The sequence below is a fragment of the Peptostreptococcus canis genome (genome assembly GCF_014229965.1).
Taxonomy (GTDB): Bacteria; Bacillota; Clostridia; order Peptostreptococcales; family Peptostreptococcaceae; genus Peptostreptococcus; species Peptostreptococcus canis.
Genome location: NZ_JABGBW010000001.1, coordinates 87,218 through 103,135, shown reverse-complemented (window position 1 = coordinate 103,135; position 15,918 = coordinate 87,218). Strand labels below are relative to the sequence as shown.

The 15,918-nt window shown below is 29.8% G+C and carries 17 protein-coding genes; 4 read left to right on the top strand and 13 right to left on the bottom strand.

Features of this window, described 5'->3' with window-relative positions:
- The first annotated feature begins 18 nt into the window (after positions 1-18).
- Both HLB29_RS00480 and HLB29_RS09700 read left to right on the top strand, forming a co-directional pair.
- Positions 19-606 (top strand): helix-turn-helix domain-containing protein, encoded by a 588-nt coding sequence (locus HLB29_RS00480; RefSeq protein ID WP_185623203.1) that lies wholly within the window; start codon positions 19-21, stop codon positions 604-606.
- A 225-nt stretch (positions 607-831) separates the two neighbouring features.
- Complete coding sequence (locus tag HLB29_RS09700) at positions 832-966, top strand: hypothetical protein (RefSeq protein ID WP_279287991.1); 135 nt, start codon at positions 832-834, stop codon at positions 964-966.
- On the opposite strand, the gene HLB29_RS00475 is transcribed toward HLB29_RS09700, so the two are convergent.
- The 8 genes from HLB29_RS00475 to HLB29_RS00440 all read right to left on the bottom strand — a co-directional run bounded on the left by HLB29_RS00475 (position 953) and on the right by HLB29_RS00440 (position 8,026).
- The gene (locus HLB29_RS00475) at positions 953-1,273 is read right to left on the bottom strand and encodes a putative heavy metal-binding protein (RefSeq protein ID WP_185623202.1); all 321 of its coding nucleotides are present in this window, start codon (positions 1,271-1,273) and stop codon (positions 953-955) included. The two genes, HLB29_RS09700 and HLB29_RS00475, sit on opposite strands and share 14 nt — an antisense overlap.
- Positions 1,274-1,291: 18 nt before the next feature.
- The gene (locus HLB29_RS00470) at positions 1,292-1,801 is read right to left on the bottom strand and encodes a transcription repressor NadR (protein ID WP_185623201.1); all 510 of its coding nucleotides are present in this window, start codon (positions 1,799-1,801) and stop codon (positions 1,292-1,294) included.
- Positions 1,802-1,826: 25 nt separating this feature from the next.
- Positions 1,827-2,684, bottom strand: a complete 858-nt coding sequence (gene nadC / locus HLB29_RS00465) for a carboxylating nicotinate-nucleotide diphosphorylase (RefSeq protein ID WP_185623200.1) — start codon at positions 2,682-2,684, stop codon at positions 1,827-1,829.
- Positions 2,662-3,933 carry an L-aspartate oxidase gene (locus HLB29_RS00460; protein ID WP_207719480.1) on the bottom strand — a complete coding sequence of 424 codons (1,272 nt, stop codon included), beginning with the start codon at positions 3,931-3,933 and terminating at the stop codon, positions 2,662-2,664. Before HLB29_RS00460 ends, nadC begins: the two co-directional genes overlap by 23 nt.
- Before the next feature lie 3 nt (positions 3,934-3,936).
- Positions 3,937-4,842, bottom strand: coding sequence for a quinolinate synthase NadA (nadA, locus tag HLB29_RS00455; protein ID WP_210059770.1), 906 nt, complete (start codon positions 4,840-4,842; stop codon positions 3,937-3,939).
- A gap of 224 nt (positions 4,843-5,066) precedes the next feature.
- Positions 5,067-5,711 carry a hypothetical protein gene (locus HLB29_RS00450; RefSeq protein WP_185623199.1) on the bottom strand — a complete coding sequence of 215 codons (645 nt, stop codon included), beginning with the start codon at positions 5,709-5,711 and terminating at the stop codon, positions 5,067-5,069.
- A gap of 183 nt (positions 5,712-5,894) precedes the next feature.
- Positions 5,895-7,334 (bottom strand): sensor histidine kinase, encoded by a 1,440-nt coding sequence (locus HLB29_RS00445; RefSeq protein ID WP_185623198.1) that lies wholly within the window; start codon positions 7,332-7,334, stop codon positions 5,895-5,897.
- 2 nt (positions 7,335-7,336) lie between these two features.
- Positions 7,337-8,026, bottom strand: a complete 690-nt coding sequence (locus HLB29_RS00440; protein WP_185623197.1) for a response regulator transcription factor — start codon at positions 8,024-8,026, stop codon at positions 7,337-7,339.
- A 433-nt stretch (positions 8,027-8,459) separates the two neighbouring features.
- Between HLB29_RS00440 and HLB29_RS00435 the strand changes: the two genes are divergently transcribed.
- On the top strand, positions 8,460-8,648 hold the full coding sequence (locus HLB29_RS00435; protein ID WP_185623196.1) for a hypothetical protein: 189 nt from the start codon (positions 8,460-8,462) through the stop codon (positions 8,646-8,648).
- A gap of 137 nt (positions 8,649-8,785) precedes the next feature.
- Here the strand turns inward: HLB29_RS00435 and HLB29_RS00430 are convergent, their stop codons facing one another.
- The 5 genes from HLB29_RS00430 to deoC all read right to left on the bottom strand — a co-directional run bounded on the left by HLB29_RS00430 (position 8,786) and on the right by deoC (position 14,730).
- Positions 8,786-9,787: a cell wall-binding repeat-containing protein gene (locus tag HLB29_RS00430; RefSeq protein WP_185623195.1), complete on the bottom strand. Its 1,002-nt coding sequence runs from the start codon at positions 9,785-9,787 to the stop codon at positions 8,786-8,788.
- Between the two features lie 404 nt (positions 9,788-10,191).
- Positions 10,192-11,493, bottom strand: a complete 1,302-nt coding sequence (locus tag HLB29_RS00425) for a pyrimidine-nucleoside phosphorylase (RefSeq protein WP_185623194.1) — start codon at positions 11,491-11,493, stop codon at positions 10,192-10,194.
- 124 nt (positions 11,494-11,617) lie between these two features.
- Entirely contained in the window at positions 11,618-12,820 is a 1,203-nt protein-coding gene (locus tag HLB29_RS00420) for a NupC/NupG family nucleoside CNT transporter (RefSeq protein WP_185623193.1), read from the bottom strand.
- A 26-nt stretch (positions 12,821-12,846) separates the two neighbouring features.
- Entirely contained in the window at positions 12,847-14,034 is a 1,188-nt protein-coding gene (locus HLB29_RS00415; protein ID WP_243155053.1) for a phosphopentomutase, read from the bottom strand.
- 27 nt (positions 14,035-14,061) lie between these two features.
- Positions 14,062-14,730: a deoxyribose-phosphate aldolase gene (deoC, locus tag HLB29_RS00410; protein ID WP_185623192.1), complete on the bottom strand. Its 669-nt coding sequence runs from the start codon at positions 14,728-14,730 to the stop codon at positions 14,062-14,064.
- 324 nt (positions 14,731-15,054) lie between these two features.
- On the opposite strand from deoC, the gene HLB29_RS00405 reads away from it, so the two are divergent.
- Positions 15,055-15,852 carry a DeoR/GlpR family DNA-binding transcription regulator gene (locus HLB29_RS00405; RefSeq protein WP_185623191.1) on the top strand — a complete coding sequence of 266 codons (798 nt, stop codon included), beginning with the start codon at positions 15,055-15,057 and terminating at the stop codon, positions 15,850-15,852.
- The last annotated feature ends 66 nt before the right edge of the window (positions 15,853-15,918 follow it).

The following is a 15,918-nucleotide window of genomic DNA, read 5'->3' as shown; positions in this document are numbered from 1 at the left end:
TTTGGAGATAATAAAATTATGAATATAATTAGATATTTCAGAAAAAAAAATGGATATTCACAAAAATATTTATCAGAGAGCTTAGATGTTTCGAGAACAACAATCACAAGATTTGAAAATATGTCAGATGAGGAAATTTTATCTAAAATTTCCCTAGAGCAATTTAATCAATTATGCGAAGTATTAAATATGGAACCTGAATTTATTAATTATAAATGTTCTTCTGTAAAACCTATGAATATTTATAATCTTAAAAATAGAAAAAAGGTAACCTCAAATGAAAATATAGAGAACTATATTCTTATTGATAAAAATTTAATTGATGCAGATTATACCGTTAAAATCGAATCTAAAGATAATATTTTATACAATATTTTTCCTAATTATTTTGTCTTAATAAAAGCTTGTTCTAAAATAATAGATGGAAAACTATTTGTAATTAAAATTCCTAACTCAGAACCTATATTAAGAAGATGTTATGTAGATAAATTTAATGAAAATAAAATAATAATTATTGCAGGAAATAAAAATATTCCTCCTATCGATATTAATCGTGAAGAAATTTCTGTTATGGGAATAGTTGTTGGAGTATTCTTCAATGCATAAGTTGATTATTTTAGTCTAATACTTAATCATTTGTTGACATACTACTTTAACATTATATATATTTTAATTTTTTTATAAAATTTTTGTACACTAAAAGTCTATGAAAAATCTGTAAAATTATAAGTCCTTCTATGATAAAATTAACTTTGAGGTGACCTACCAATCACTAGATTTTTAGGTCTAACTTTTGGGGGTCGGTACAATTATCATAGGAGGACTTTTGTTATGAGAAAAAGAAAAGAACCAATGAATCCAGGTAATAAAAACATTATAAATGAACTAATAAAGTATAACCTGGAATCACATCATAATTTCTATATATGTATATGTTATGTATATTTGGATTCTATCCTAATCTAACCGCGGTTCCTGAACAAGTTACCATCAGCATTCCATTATCAGCTCCAAGAACTTCATAGTCCATTTTCACTCCTACAACCGCATCTGCTCCCATTGATTTTGCTCTTTCTGCCATCTCATCTAAGGCTTCATTTCTAGCTTTTAAAAGCTCCTGTTCATAACCTTCACTTCTTCCACCAAAGAAATTTCTTAGTCCGGCACCAATATCTTTTAATATATTAATCCCTGTTATAACTTCTCCAAATACTATCCCTTTATATTCTATTATTTCCTTGCCATCAATATTTGCTGTTGTTGTGATTATCATATTAATACCTCCTGTTTTTTATTTTACCAGATATCCGGCTTCATCTAATTTTTTAACTACTTCATCTAGTATTTCTTCAGATTCAGCCATAATAGTATGGTAGTGATATCCATTTGTGAGATTTTTTAATGGTTTACTAATACCTGCATTGATTCTATCATTTAAATTTTGACCATCTCTTCTGGATTTTATGTTTAAATCTATATTTATTTTACCATAAGCCTTATGAGATATAAATACATCTTTTACAACTGCTCCTAAATCAACAATTATATTTAATTCATTCTCAATGTCTTCATCACTATGTGATACTTTTATTACTCTGACACAAGAAGCTTTTTTAAAAATCTTATATCCCCTATTTGTTGATATAATATCATTGTTTTTTTCTTTTAAAATAGCTATATCTTGAACAATCACCTGGCGTGATACTCCAAATATTTTTGATAATTCTGTTCCATTAATAGGATCATCATTTTCAATTAATACTTTTAATATCTTTTCTCTTCTTTCGTCTGTTTTGTTCATCAATACACCCCTATCCTAAATACAATTAATCTACATACCTCAAATTCTTCATAGATAAATCCACAATATTTGCATTATTTGTAAGTGAACCGCTTGATATATAATCAATTTGCATACCTCTATATCTGCTTATATTATCTATATTTATATTTCCGGAACATTCTATTATGGCTTTTTTATCAATAATTTCTATAGCTTTTTTTACCATATCTATATCCATATTGTCAAGCATTATTATATCCGCTTTGGCATCGACTGCTTCCTTTAACATTTCGAGATCTTCAACCTCAATTTCTATTTTTTTAACAAATGGAGCATATTCTCTTGCCATTTCAATTGCTTTTTTTACAGAACCCGCAGCACCAATATGATTATCTTTAAGCATTATTCCATCAGATAAATTATATCTGTGATTAAATCCTCCACCCACTTTAACCGAATATTTTTCAAATAATCTCAAGTTAGGTGTAGTTTTTCTGGTATCCAAAATTTTTATATTTTCATCTCCCAAAGCCTCTACATATTTTTTTGTTTGAGTCGCAATTCCACTCATTCTTTGAAGAAAATTTAGTGCTACTCTCTCGCTCGTTAATATGGTTCTCACATTCCCAATGATTTCCATCACTAATTCTCCGTTAGTTATTTTATCTCCATCTTTTTTATATTCTATAAAATCAACTAAAGGATCGTTTATTGAAAAAACTCGTTTAAAGACATCTAATCCCGCCAATATACCTTTATCTTTAGATAACAATGATATTTTGGCAGTTTTATCTTCTCTATAAATAGCACTGGTACTTAAATCGTCAAACGTTATATCTTCTTTTAACGCTGCTATTATATATTTATCAATCTGAAAGTTATTTAACTTTTGAATTTTCATCTTCCTCAATCCTTTTCTTAACTATATCTTCATAATTGCCATCTATTGAATACGCCAAATTATCCAAATCAAGGTTCTTCTTTTCCTCTGTATAATTGTTTTTAATATCTTTGGCGGCTCTTTTTCCAAATACCACACATTCCAAAAGAGAATTACTCGCCAATCTATTAGTTCCGTGAACTCCTGTATTTGCAACTTCTCCAATGGCATATAAATTATTCATCGATGTTCTTGCATTCATATCAACATCAATTCCACCAATAGTATAGTGATGAGCCGGAACTACAGGTACATTTTCTTTTTTTGGATCTATCCCTATATCCATCAAATACTTACAAATATTTGGAAATCTGGCATTTATATCCTTGTCTATTGTTCTAAAATTGAGCCATTCATGTTTTGAATTGTCCTTTTTCATTTCTTCAAAGATAGCCTTTGATACTACATCTCTGGGCTTTAATTCATCTATAAATCTATTTCCATGATAATTTAATATTTTCGCTCCTTCTCCTCTTACCGATTCGGATATTAGAAATCTTCTTCCTATTTTTTCTTCATACAGCGAAGTTGGATGAATCTGTATATTGGAAATATCCTTTAACTTTACCCCATGAGTGATGGCTACACCTATCCCATCCCCTTTTATATGGGGAAAGCTAGTGGAATTCCCATACAAACCACCTGTACCACCGGTTGCAAGTACAGTATATTTTGAATTTATAAATGTGTATTTATTATCGTATTTTGCTATTACACCTAAGGATGAATTGTCCATTTCTACAATATCCTTCATTTCACATTCTTCTAATATACGAATGTTTCTTCTTGTTTTTACCTTCTTTATTAATCCCTCCATGACAGCTCTACCTGTAATGTCGTTATGATATACTATTCTAAACTTACTATGTCCTCCTTCTCTGGTATAAGCCAAAGAATCATCTTTCATATTGAATTCAACACCATATTTTAATAGACTCTGTACCGCATCTTCTGATTCATCTACTAAAATTTCAACAGCCTTTTTATTATTCTTAAAATGTCCTGCAGTAAGAGTATCATTAATGAAAGATTCTCTGTCTTTTTCACCACGCCTTACTGAAATTCCCCCTTGTGCCAAATAAGAGTTGCTATCTTCTAAATTTTTCTTGGTAATTAATATAATATTATAATCTTCAGGTAATTCTAGGGCACAAACTAGCCCGGCAACGCCGGATCCTACGACCACAACATCACAATCTATTTTAATCATTTTTTACTTCACTCCCAATTCCAGCATTCTATCCAATGCTACCAATGCTTTTTTAGCAATATCTTCATCTACAAATATTTCATTCTCTTTATTTTTTAACGTGCTTTCCAATTTTTCCAATGTCGGCATTTTCATATCATCACATACAAAATCATTCAAATAGTAAAATTTCTTAGTTGGATACTTTGAAAATAATTCTGATGAGATGCCTTCTTCCGTAACTATGATAAATTCATTTTCATCCTTATATTTTCCGACCTCTTGTATTATGCCTTTTGTACTTCCTATATAATCTGAAAGTGCTAGAACCTCTTCTCTACATTCAGGATGACAGAGAACTTTAGCCTTTTTATATTTGATTTTCAAATCCTCTAATTCATTTGCCCTTATCTTATTATGAACAGGACAATATCCGTCATTTAAAATAATATTTTTTTCTTTCACGAATCTTGCAACATATGCACCTAAATTTTGATCCGGTACAAAAAATATGTTTTTTTCCTTAAGTTGACTAACAATATTAACTGCGTTTGACGATGTTACACATATATCACAATGAGATTTAATTTCTGCAGTAGAATTTATATAGCAAACCACTGCAAGATCCTCATATTTTTCCCTCATCTCTTTAATTTTTTCCACAGTTACCATATGTGCCATCGGACAATCCGCCTTTATATCAACCATCCTTACTGTTTTATCGGGATTTAATATTTTTACACTCTCTCCCATAAAATATACTCCCGCTATAACAATCGTTCTATTATTCAACTTCTTAGCCACTTGAGCCAAGTAGAAGGAATCTCCTACATAATCAGCAATTTTTTGAATTTCGCCATCCACATAATAATGTGCTAAAATTATGGCATCTTCATTTTGCTTCAACTCTTTAATTCTGTCACGTATCACAAAATCAACCCCCTTTTCATAAAAATTATAACATACCTACTTTCAACTGACAATACAGTTGTACTTTACATGTGTAAACTTATATGTGTAATATTTTTTACATATAATTAAATATAACTTACTTTATAACAAAAAAAGAACCGATCTAAAAACACTGTTTTTAAATCGGCTCTATAGCTACTTAATTTTTATGGCACTCATTGTAATCTTTTTCTAAAACTATATTATTCGAAATCAGTTTCTTCGCTATTTTCACTTAAATTTGAATTATTTTTATATAATACTGGTTCATCATTTTCCTGTTCAGAATTAATTTTTTCATAAATTTTATCTGCTTTTTCAGTCAATGACTTAGTAGCATCTTCTGCTTCTTTAATTCTTTGCTCAAATATTTTATCTAATTTATCAAGTTCTTTTTGGTCTTCTATTAATTTATTTTTTTCATCCTCGTTTATTGCCTTAGAAGATTTTATTGTATCAATCGTAATATCCTCAGAATAATATTCATCAAGCGAATTATATAATTTTTCCCATAGATTTTGATTTCTAGCAGAAATTTTATCATACTTTTCATAGATATTATCTCTATTCATTATTGAATCATATATACTATCTATTTCACTTTCAATTTTTTCAAGTTCCTTATTATCAAGTTCAGACTCTTTTTCTTCCTCTAAAACCTGATTTTGAGTCAAAAATGAATTACCAGAAGCAAAAATATCATTAATATTTTCACTTTGTATAAATTCTTCATTACATTCTATACATTCTCTTTTATCTTTCTCTTCTGCAAAAACTTGAGAATTAAAACTATTTAGTAATGATGTTGCTATTGTTCCTGTCATTAATAATGCTACCATCTTTTTCATAATTTCCACCTATCCTTTCTAATCTTCATTTAGATAACTATCTTTTTATAGTTTTTATAAAATCCAAAGCTTCTTTTTTTATCTTATTTTTATTCACCTATTATCTTATTTTTATTATATCAAATGATATTAAGATAAATCTCCTTAATATTGTATGAAAAAATAGGCTAATTTGTGGCAAAATTATTCATAACTATTTAATGGCAGTTCTATTGTAAAGATGGTACTTCCAAACTTTGAATCTACATATATCACACCGCTATGCTTTCCAATAATTTCCTTAGCCATAGATAATCCTATACCAAATTTACCTCCTTTTCCTTTATAGAACCTTTCAAATATATGTGGTAAATCTTCTTCCAAAATTCCACAACCATCATCTTTTATTGATAAGTACAATTTTTCACCTTCAGATTTACATTCAATATCTATTTTCGATTTTGCATATCTAATAGCATTTGAAATTATATTAGAAAATGCTCGCTGAATCATATCTTCATCTCCAATTATTGTAAAATCTCCGTCTATATCAAAAGCAAATTCTATATTTCTCTCTTTTGCTATTGAATCCATAGAACTAGCACAATCATATAGAATTTCACTAACTTTTATTCTTTCTTTTTTTGGCGCTTCACTTTCAAATTTTGATAAAAACAAAATTTCATCCACTAATTTAGTCATTTTATCACTTTCTGATATTATAATGTCATATGCATTCTGTTTATCTTTTATTACATCATACTTTAATCCTTCTGCATATCCCTGAATAGACATCAGAGGCGTTCTTAACTCGTGAGATGCATTTTGAAAAAACTGCTTTTGAATTTGCTCTGACTTAGAAATTTGTTTCGACATAGAAACTACCGTATCCACTACATTTGAAAATTCATCATAAGTAAAATTTGGAATTTCTGATATATCTTCCTTTTTTCCCACTTTTATCAAGTAATTATTTAATCCCTTAAATGACAACGTTACTTTTTTTAATATATGAAGCATAACAAAAATAGATAATAAACCAGACACAATAAGTAATGCAATTAGAATCTTATTTATATCATTTATAAGTCTTTGTATTGGGGAAATATCAGCATATACCAACACATGATAGTCACTTACTTTCTGATTATCAACATCAAGTTGCACACTATCAGGTTCTACTACATACATACCTTCATATATTCCTCTATACTTTTTTGATTTTATTAGTAAGGTTCTATTATTTATTTCAATTTTTTGAGATATACCTTTTTGTGGCAAATTTTTATTTTCCAAAAAATATTTAGCTATCCGCAATGCTATTTTTCTTTCTTTTTGAAATGTCCATTCTTTATCCGGAAAAATCAGATTATAATTTTCATCCAAAATAATATATTTTGTTGGTACTATTAAAGGTTCTTCTTCACTCTCCTCCTCACTAGAATAAGGAATCATATCCTCATTCCTGTATATCAAGTCTAAATCCTCAAATTCACTTTTTATACCACCTTCTGTTATGGAGTTTATATGTTTATCTATCACAAATTGAAATGATAAAGAAATTATAAAAAAAGATATTACAACTATTATAATAGGTGCGAGTAAAATAGTTTTAGAAAGACTTTTTTTATTTTCTATTTTCATAATTAATCCCTACTTTCTAATTTAAATCCAAACCCCCAAACTGTATCAATTGATACTATGCTGTTGTTTTCTCTCAATTTTTTTCGTATCCTTTTAATCATATCATCTGTTACTCTAGTTTCTACAACAGTATCATATCCCCAGATACTACTTAGAAGTTCCTCTCTTGATACAGCCCTTTCTTTATTAACTAATAAATAATTCATTAATTCAAATTCTGTATTAGTCAGCTTGACTTGTTTCTCATTTACCATAAATGTCTTCAAATCATTATTTATAGTTATATCTCCATAAAACAATTCTCTATCTTGAGAAGAATTATTTTCCTTAAATGACCTTTTTAATATTGCATTTACTCTCATTGTAAGCTTTACAGGTGAAAAAGGTTTTGTAAAATAATCATCGCAACCGGCTGTAAATCCCGTTATATAATCCGCATCCGTATCTCTCGCTGTCAATAATAATATTGGCACATCAGATTTCTTTCTTATTTTTGTACATAACGTAAATCCGTCCATTCCGGGCATCATAACATCTAATATCACTATATCCGGTTCACTTTTATAAAAAGCCTCTAATAGGCTTTCACCATCTTCAAATAAAACAACTTCATGTCCTTCTTCAGCTAAAAAAGATTTTATTAAATCCCTTATATTTTTCTCGTCATCGGCAACGTAAATCTTCCCTTTCATGTATTAATTCTCCTTGATTAATTGTAATAATAAAGTCAATTAGTTAGATAAAAATCAATTAGTTCTATATCTCAAATTAATATTTATTGATACGTTTTAAATTTTTATATAACTACCTACTTTTAACTTCGATTATATAATAACAAAAATTAATGTCAAGTGTATTTTATATATCCATCTCCATCGTATTCAAACTCTTTCCAAAAATTCAAAATATTACTTTTAGACTATATTAGATACAATTATTTTTTTATCTTTAATACGTTATTTTAATCTAATACTATCTTTTTTAATACTTAGTATTGTAAATAATAGTACTTGTTATTATATTATTGCATTGCTATCATTATAACAAATAAAAAATTTAAAAACAAATTAAATTTTTTATAAGCGTAAAATATAATTGCAACAATTAATTTGGGAGGAGATAAATATGAAAGTAATTGATTTTTTAAAAAATACAAAAGCGTATAACATAGCAACAGTAGATGTTGATCAACCTCATTCTAGACCTATAGGTTTCGTAATGGAATATAAAGGACAACTTGCATTTTATTTTGATAGTAGAAAAAAATGTTCAAACAGCTTCAAGCAAATCCAAAACTGGAAATATGTGCATTAGATTTTTACTTTGTACAAAAAATTACCGTAAGTAAATTACTTCTTACTTACGGTATAAAGGTCTTTAAATTAATTCCATAAAAATTTTAAATTTCAATTTTCATCAATATATTCTGACAGAAAACTTTCTTTAAAATATTATCTTTTAATAATCTTTTCCAGATCTTTTTCGATATCTTTCGATACTGAATTTTCACCACCTACAATTATAACTTTTTTTATGTTCTTATTAAACTCAATGTATTCTTTCGTATCTTTATTTAATTTATTCGAATTAGTTAGTAAAATAGCAGCGTTATTTTTTGAAGCCAAAGGCCCTGCACAAAGGGAATCTGGATAATCTTCACCATTTGCTATGATTATAGTATCAATATCTTTATTTAAAATTGTCTTATATGCTTTTGCAATTTCAACAGCCGTTTTATATCTATCACTCCCGGCCAATCTATGTTCTTCTTCAAATTTTGGTATAGAAGATTCACCACCAAATATCAAACTATAATTTTTAGCACCTTTTTTCCCATCAACAGCCAGTAATGGTAGCTTTGTTTCGTTAACAGAATTATATTGATGCATAAAAGGTGTTGCTGATAATGCATCTGCAAATAAATTCCCATTATAAACAGCACTTGTATCCCCTATAACAGGAGAACCATAAAGTTTAGCGATTTGTATATTTGCAAATTCTGATGTACTATATCTATCCTTTCCAGCTATTCTAGTAGTTAGTTTTGAATTTTGAGAAATTGTATTTTCCACCGTTTTAGATAAAGTTTTCTCTCCACCAACCAAAAACATATTATCTATATTTTTTTGCTTTAAATCTTTTTCAACATTAGAAGGAACATAATTTTTCTTCGATAATATCAAAGGTGCATCATATTCACTTGATAAAAACCCTGCTGAAAGAGCATCCGGAAAATCTTCTCCACTGGCTACTACTCCAAATTTTAAATCATTCGAGTCTTTCATTAAATATTTCATCACATTTAATGATGTTTCATATCTATCTTTTCCGGCTATTCTCTCTATATTATAGACGTTTTCATCTGCTTTTATTACATTACCGGAAAAAGACAGAACAGAAACAGAAAATAGTGATAAAAATAATAAAGTGCTTCTTTTACTTTTCTTAATCATTTGACATACTCCTTAATAAAAATTAATCTTTGCTATCCTATTATTCATTTTTAAGATATTAAATTAACAAATAAACTTTTAAAATAAGCTTATTTATCAACCCAATTATATACATATACCATTAAAAAGTCAATATTTATATTTTATTTAATTATTTAAATTATATTGTGTTAAATTTCCTAAAATAGAATTTTATAAATTTAACACAAATTTTAACAAAATAACGATTTATTCAGTATGGACAATTTTTAATATTATTTATAAAAATGCCGCAGATAGACAATTTTCCACCTGCGGCAAAAGTATTTTAGGTTAACCCCTTTATACTCTAAATAATTTTATTGGAATTTTTTGATGTTTTTCGCTATATTATAATATCTTTGACTAAATTTAAAGTCATTTTATTATCCTAGTATTTCTTCTACAATAGGAATAGGATCTACCTTAGAATCACTGTAAGTAAATGTCTTGTAGAAATTATCAATCCATTCCGGCTTTAATTCCTCATCATGATAAACTGTACACAGTACATCACCAATATTTACCTTATCACCTTTTTTTGCATTCATCTTCACTCCAACCGCATAATTTATTGAATCTTCTTTAGTAGCTCTCCCCGCTCCTAAATGCATAGCAAGTATCCCTAATTGCATAGAATGAATATTTTCTACATATCCTGATTCTTTCGATTTCATTTCTGTTACAAATTTCGACTGTGGAAGTAATTTAGTATTTTTTATTTGTTCAATATTTCCGCCTTGAGCTTCTACCATTTGAAGCAGTTTTTCAAATGCCTTACCCGATAATATAGCTTCTTTTAGCATTTTTCTGGCTTCTTCCTTTGAATTCGCTATTTTGCCTTGCATCAACATTATTTCGCCGGCACACATACAAAGTTCTGTAAAGTCTTTAGGACCGTTTCCCTGAACTGTCTGTATTGCCTCTTCAACTTCCAGTGCATTTCCGATTGTGTTACCTAAAGGCTGATTCATATCTGTAATCATAGCCATAGTGTTTCTACCAAGTCTATTACCTATGGATATCATTGCCGTTGCAAGTTTTTTTGCATCTTCTATAGTCTGCATAAAAGCGCCTTCCCCATACTTGACATCAAGAAGTATGGTGTTTGATCCGGAAGCCAATTTCTTTGACATTATTGATGATGCTATTAGAGGAATAGAGTTGACAGTTGCCGTAACATCTCTTAATGCATAAAGCTTTTTGTCTGCAGGAACCAGTTCTCCTGTCTGTCCTATTATAGACAATCCTACTTCATTAACCTGCTTTTTGAACTGTTCTTCAGTAAGAAAAATGTTAAATCCTTCTATTGACTCCAACTTATCCAATGTTCCACCGGTATGGCCTAATCCTCTACCGGACATTTTTGCTACTTTTAATCCGCAAGCCGCTACCATTGCACCAAGGGCTAGAGAAGTCTTATCTCCAACACCACCTGTAGAATGTTTATCGGCTTTAATTCCTTCTATTTCAGAAAGATCTATTACATCACCGCTATTCATCATAGCTTCAGCAAGTTTTGCTGTTTCTCTTTCATCCATTCCATTTAATACTATAGCCATAAGCAGTGAACTTGTTTGGTAGTCCGGTATACTTCCATCCGTAACACCATCAATCCAAAATTGTATTTCCTCATCTGTCAAAGCTAATTTATTTTTTTTCTTTTCTATAATATCTAAAAATCTCATATCTATCTCCGGATAACCGGTCTCCTTTCATAATAGTTTACATAGTTCATCGCATTTATAATTCAACTTGCTATATTAATATTATACTCCTTATTAAGTAAATATTATATGCTTTGGATATTAGTTAAATCAACATCATTAGACCTACAATCAGTGCCGATAGCAAACTTACTGAAAAGCCTCCTATCATTCCCCTAGTCCCAAGTCTTGCAAGTGTTGATTTTTTTTCCGGGCAAAGTATTGAGATACCTGATACACACATACCTATACTTCCTACATTGGCAAAACCGGCAAGAGATATACAAAGCATTAAAGATGTTCTCGGATCTAATCCCTTTAAAATAGGTGCTAATTTTCCATATGCTACAAACTCATTTAATACAAGTTTAGTACCCAGCAACTCACCGGCTTTAAATACATTTCCGCCTTCAAGCCCCATTAAATATCCAATAGGTGCAAATAAATAAGATAAAATACCTTCTAATGATAGTCCAAAATTGCCTAGTATACCATTTACCAATGCAACAATTGATATAATAGCTATCAATGCAGCACCTATAGCCATTGCCATATGCATACCATCCATTGCGCCTGCAGAAAGTGCATCAATAACATTTTCATTATTTCCTTTTCTATCCATTTTAACATCATCTATCTCATTTACAGTTTGAGTTTGTGGACAGATTATTTTAGAAATAATAATTGATCCAACGGGTACCATTGTAGATGCTATTAAAAGAGATTCCATTGGAATTCCCAAGGCCACATATCCGGCTATAATACTTACTGACATACTTCCCATACCGGATACCAATACCAGCATTATTTCACTGTCTGTCATTAAATTTAAATATTTACTTACTAATATTGGCGAATCCGTTTGTCCTAAAAACATATTGGCAACAGCTACGAAACTCTCAACTTCCGAAGTCTTAAATGCTTTTCCTAGTATCCATCCAAGTTTAGAAACTACGAAACCTAATATGCCCAGATAATATAAAACACTCACTAATGCGGATATAAAGACAATATTTCCTAAAGTCTGGAATGCAAATATAAATCCTGTAGGTGCTGTCGATATACCTAGAGAACCAAAGACAAACTGTAGCCCTTCACTACCATAACTTAAAACTTTTGCTACGGCATTACTGACATTTGAAATTACAGCCCTACCGGCTGGCAACTTCACTATTAATGCCGCAATTATAAATTGAATAACCAAGGCCTTTAATACCTGCTTTTTATTAACTGCCTTTCTGTCGTAAGAAACTAAAAACATTAGTGCAATTACTACGACAATACCAATGATATTTAATAAAATATTCATAAATCCTCCTGAGTTTAAATATATTTTTATTTTATAACTTCTTGTAAAAAACTTTCTCCGGAAAAATCACCCGGTGTACCAAATATATCCGCTATTGTCTTAGCAATATCAGCAAAACTATCTCTAGTACCAAGATCTACTCCTTCTTTTATGTTCTTACCAAATATTAACATGGGTGTGTGTTCTCTCGAGTGATCTGTGCTTGGAGTTGAAGGATCACAACCATGATCCGCTGTAATGATTAATACATCTTCATCTTTCATATTTTCTATAAATTCACCAAGTTGAACATCAAATTCGGTAGCTGCATTAGCATATCCGTCTACATCATTTCTATGACCATAAATCATATCAAAATCCACTAAATTAACAAAACACAAGCCGTTAAAATCCTTATTCATCAAATCCAAAGTAATATTCATGCCATCCGTATTATTTTTCATTTTATTAGTTGATTGTATTCCTTTGCCCGCAAAAATATCGAATATTTTTCCTACTCCTATCGTTTCATATCCATTATCGACAAGTTCATCCATTATTGTTTTTCCGGGCGGTAAAAGTGAGTAATCATGTCTTTTTGAAGTTCTTGTATAATTTCCATCTTCACCGATAAAAGGTCTTGCAATAACACGTCCTGCTCCTAATTCTCCACCTTTTAGCATCTCCCTGGCTATTTCGCAACAATTATACAACTCATCAATACCTACTACATCTTCATGAGCCGCAATTTGAAATACAGAATCGGCAGAAGTATAAATTATTAAATCACCTGTTTCTTGATGTTTTTTTCCATAATCTCTTATTACATCCGTTCCGGAGTAGGGTTTATTACACATCCAACCCCTTCCGGTTCTTTTTGAAAATTCTTCTAAAAAACTATTTGGAAATCCGTTTGGAAAAGTTGGAAGAGGATTTTCCGATACTATACCGGCAATTTCCCAATGACCTATCGTAGTATCTTTTCCTCTTGATCTTTCTTTTAATCTTGCATAGCTTCCTATTGGATTTTCTATGTCTTTATCTAAATTAACACCCTTAATATTAAATAGTCCCAGCTTTTGAAGCCAAGGTGTATTGTACTTATTCGATTTGACAATTGCAGCAAGCGTATTACTACCTTCATCGCCATATTCCACGGCATCCGGTAATTCACCTATACCATAACTATCCAATACTATTAAGAAAACTCTTTTTATTCCTGTAGACATTTTCATATATTTTCTCCATTTATCAAATGATTTTTAATATTCTCCGTTATTATTTATACCCTTCAGCATACTTACTGCAGAACTGGTTCCTATTCTTGAACAACCTGCTTCTATAAATGCCTCCAGGTCATCAACCGTTTTCACACCACCGGCAGCCTTTATTTTGACTTCTTCGGAAATATGCTTTTTAAATAAAAGAATATCCTCCATAGTTGCACCACCGGTACCAAAACCTGTAGATGTCTTTATAAAATCCGCTTTTGCATTACTTACTGCCTTGCACATTTCGATTTTTTCTTCTTCCGTCAAATAACAAGTCTCGACAATTACTTTTAAAATCTTATCTCCGCAAGTATCTTTAAGAATTTTTATCTCTTCTTCTACTTTTTTATAATCTCCATTTTTTACATCAGATATGTTTATTACCATATCTATTTCAGATGCCCCATTTTGTAAAGCATTTTTTATTTCAACCATCTTTGATTCAGTTGAATTATATCCCAAAGGAAATCCTACTACTGTGCAAATATTTAACTTATCCCCATATTCTTCTTTAATCCTTTTAATATAAGATTGCGGAACGCACACTGAAGCAGTTTTATATTCTAAAGCTTCATCACAAAGTGCTTTTATATCATTCCATGTTGCATATGCTTTCAATAAAGTATGATCGATATGACTTAAAATAAATCCCTTATTCATTTTTATCCTCCTAATTTTGTTTATACTACAACATTTTTTAAAAACATTTTCCCAATTTGGTGTTAATATGTTCTTAATATTACAAAACCATACCCATAATATACACTTTGTTTGTGTTTTTGTCAATAAATTTGAGCATTTTTTGTTCGTAATTTCACATTATTTTTTGTTTTCCTATCATTTTTTTGCTTTTTATAACATTTTAATGTGAATCTCCTCTATAAAATGTTATATTTTATTTCTAAATATGTTATAATTGTATAGAGTAAAATTTTGTGACTTTGTGCTTCAGTTTGCACTTTAATCGATTAGGAGGTATTGTTCTTGTCAAAGAAAGAAGATAGAAAAAAGCAATTGATTAGTATTTTAAAAGAATCTAACGGAGCATCTGTAAAAGAACTTGCAGCTGAATTGAATGTTTCCGAGATGACAATCAGGAGAGATTTGAAATATTTGGAAGAAAAAAAAATAATCGATAGTTTCTATGGCTCTGCAGTTTTTAATCCCAGAGAAGATAACCCTATCGTATCTTCAGAAAAAGAAGAACAGTTATATAGTATATCTAAAAATTCTCATAAAATGGAATTTGAAAAAAACTGTATAGGAAAAAAAGCTGCTGAAATGATAGAAGAAGATGATATCGTCGTTATTGATATTGGCACTACGACCGAAAAACTGACACAAAATTTAGATAATGAACTGAAATTTACGGCTTTAGTATTTAGTGCAAACAACCTGCTTCATCTTTTAGGAAAACAAAATGTCGATATACTCCTATCCGGTGGAATTTTTCATAGAGACACCGGTATGTTTGAATCAGCAGAGGAAATGGAACTTATAAATAATACCAGAACTACAAAACTTTTCCTTTCAGCTGCCGGAGTACATGAAAAACTAGGTGTTACTTGTGCATATTCGTATGAAGTTATGGTGAAAAAGAAAATAATAAAAAACTCACTTGAAGTGATATTATTAATAGATTCTTCAAAATTTGGAAATGTATCATCCGCATTTATCTGTGACCTCAATTGTATAGATAAAATAATCACCGATTCTAAAATCGAACAAAGATGGGTAAACCTAATGTCTGAAAAAGGAATTGAAGTAATAATAGCCGAATAAGATGTGTAACTTGACATCCCCTTCATATAGTTGTATTATACAACTACATGGAGGGGATTATATGTT

What these genes read in the sequence shown, in the direction of transcription:
- HLB29_RS00480 (WP_185623203.1), top strand. Translation starts at nt 19, where the DNA reads ATGAATATAATTAGATATTTCAGAAAAAAAAATGGATATTCACAAAAA.
- HLB29_RS09700 (WP_279287991.1), top strand. Translation starts at nt 832, where the DNA reads ATGAGAAAAAGAAAAGAACCAATGAATCCAGGTAATAAAAACATTATA.
- HLB29_RS00475 (WP_185623202.1), bottom strand. Translation starts at nt 1,273, where the DNA reads ATGATAATCACAACAACAGCAAATATTGATGGCAAGGAAATAATAGAA.
- HLB29_RS00470 (WP_185623201.1), bottom strand. Translation starts at nt 1,801, where the DNA reads ATGAACAAAACAGACGAAAGAAGAGAAAAGATATTAAAAGTATTAATT.
- nadC (WP_185623200.1), bottom strand. Translation starts at nt 2,684, where the DNA reads ATGAAAATTCAAAAGTTAAATAACTTTCAGATTGATAAATATATAATA.
- HLB29_RS00460 (WP_207719480.1), bottom strand. Translation starts at nt 3,933, where the DNA reads ATGATTAAAATAGATTGTGATGTTGTGGTCGTAGGATCCGGCGTTGCC.
- HLB29_RS00450 (WP_185623199.1), bottom strand. Translation starts at nt 5,711, where the DNA reads ATGAAAAAGATGGTAGCATTATTAATGACAGGAACAATAGCAACATCA.
- HLB29_RS00445 (WP_185623198.1), bottom strand. Translation starts at nt 7,334, where the DNA reads ATGAAAATAGAAAATAAAAAAAGTCTTTCTAAAACTATTTTACTCGCA.
- HLB29_RS00440 (WP_185623197.1), bottom strand. Translation starts at nt 8,026, where the DNA reads ATGAAAGGGAAGATTTACGTTGCCGATGACGAGAAAAATATAAGGGAT.
- HLB29_RS00435 (WP_185623196.1), top strand. Translation starts at nt 8,460, where the DNA reads ATGAAAGTAATTGATTTTTTAAAAAATACAAAAGCGTATAACATAGCA.
- HLB29_RS00430 (WP_185623195.1), bottom strand. Translation starts at nt 9,787, where the DNA reads ATGATTAAGAAAAGTAAAAGAAGCACTTTATTATTTTTATCACTATTT.
- HLB29_RS00425 (WP_185623194.1), bottom strand. Translation starts at nt 11,493, where the DNA reads ATGAGATTTTTAGATATTATAGAAAAGAAAAAAAATAAATTAGCTTTG.
- HLB29_RS00420 (WP_185623193.1), bottom strand. Translation starts at nt 12,820, where the DNA reads ATGAATATTTTATTAAATATCATTGGTATTGTCGTAGTAATTGCACTA.
- HLB29_RS00415 (WP_243155053.1), bottom strand. Translation starts at nt 14,034, where the DNA reads ATGAAAATGTCTACAGGAATAAAAAGAGTTTTCTTAATAGTATTGGAT.
- deoC (WP_185623192.1), bottom strand. Translation starts at nt 14,730, where the DNA reads ATGAATAAGGGATTTATTTTAAGTCATATCGATCATACTTTATTGAAA.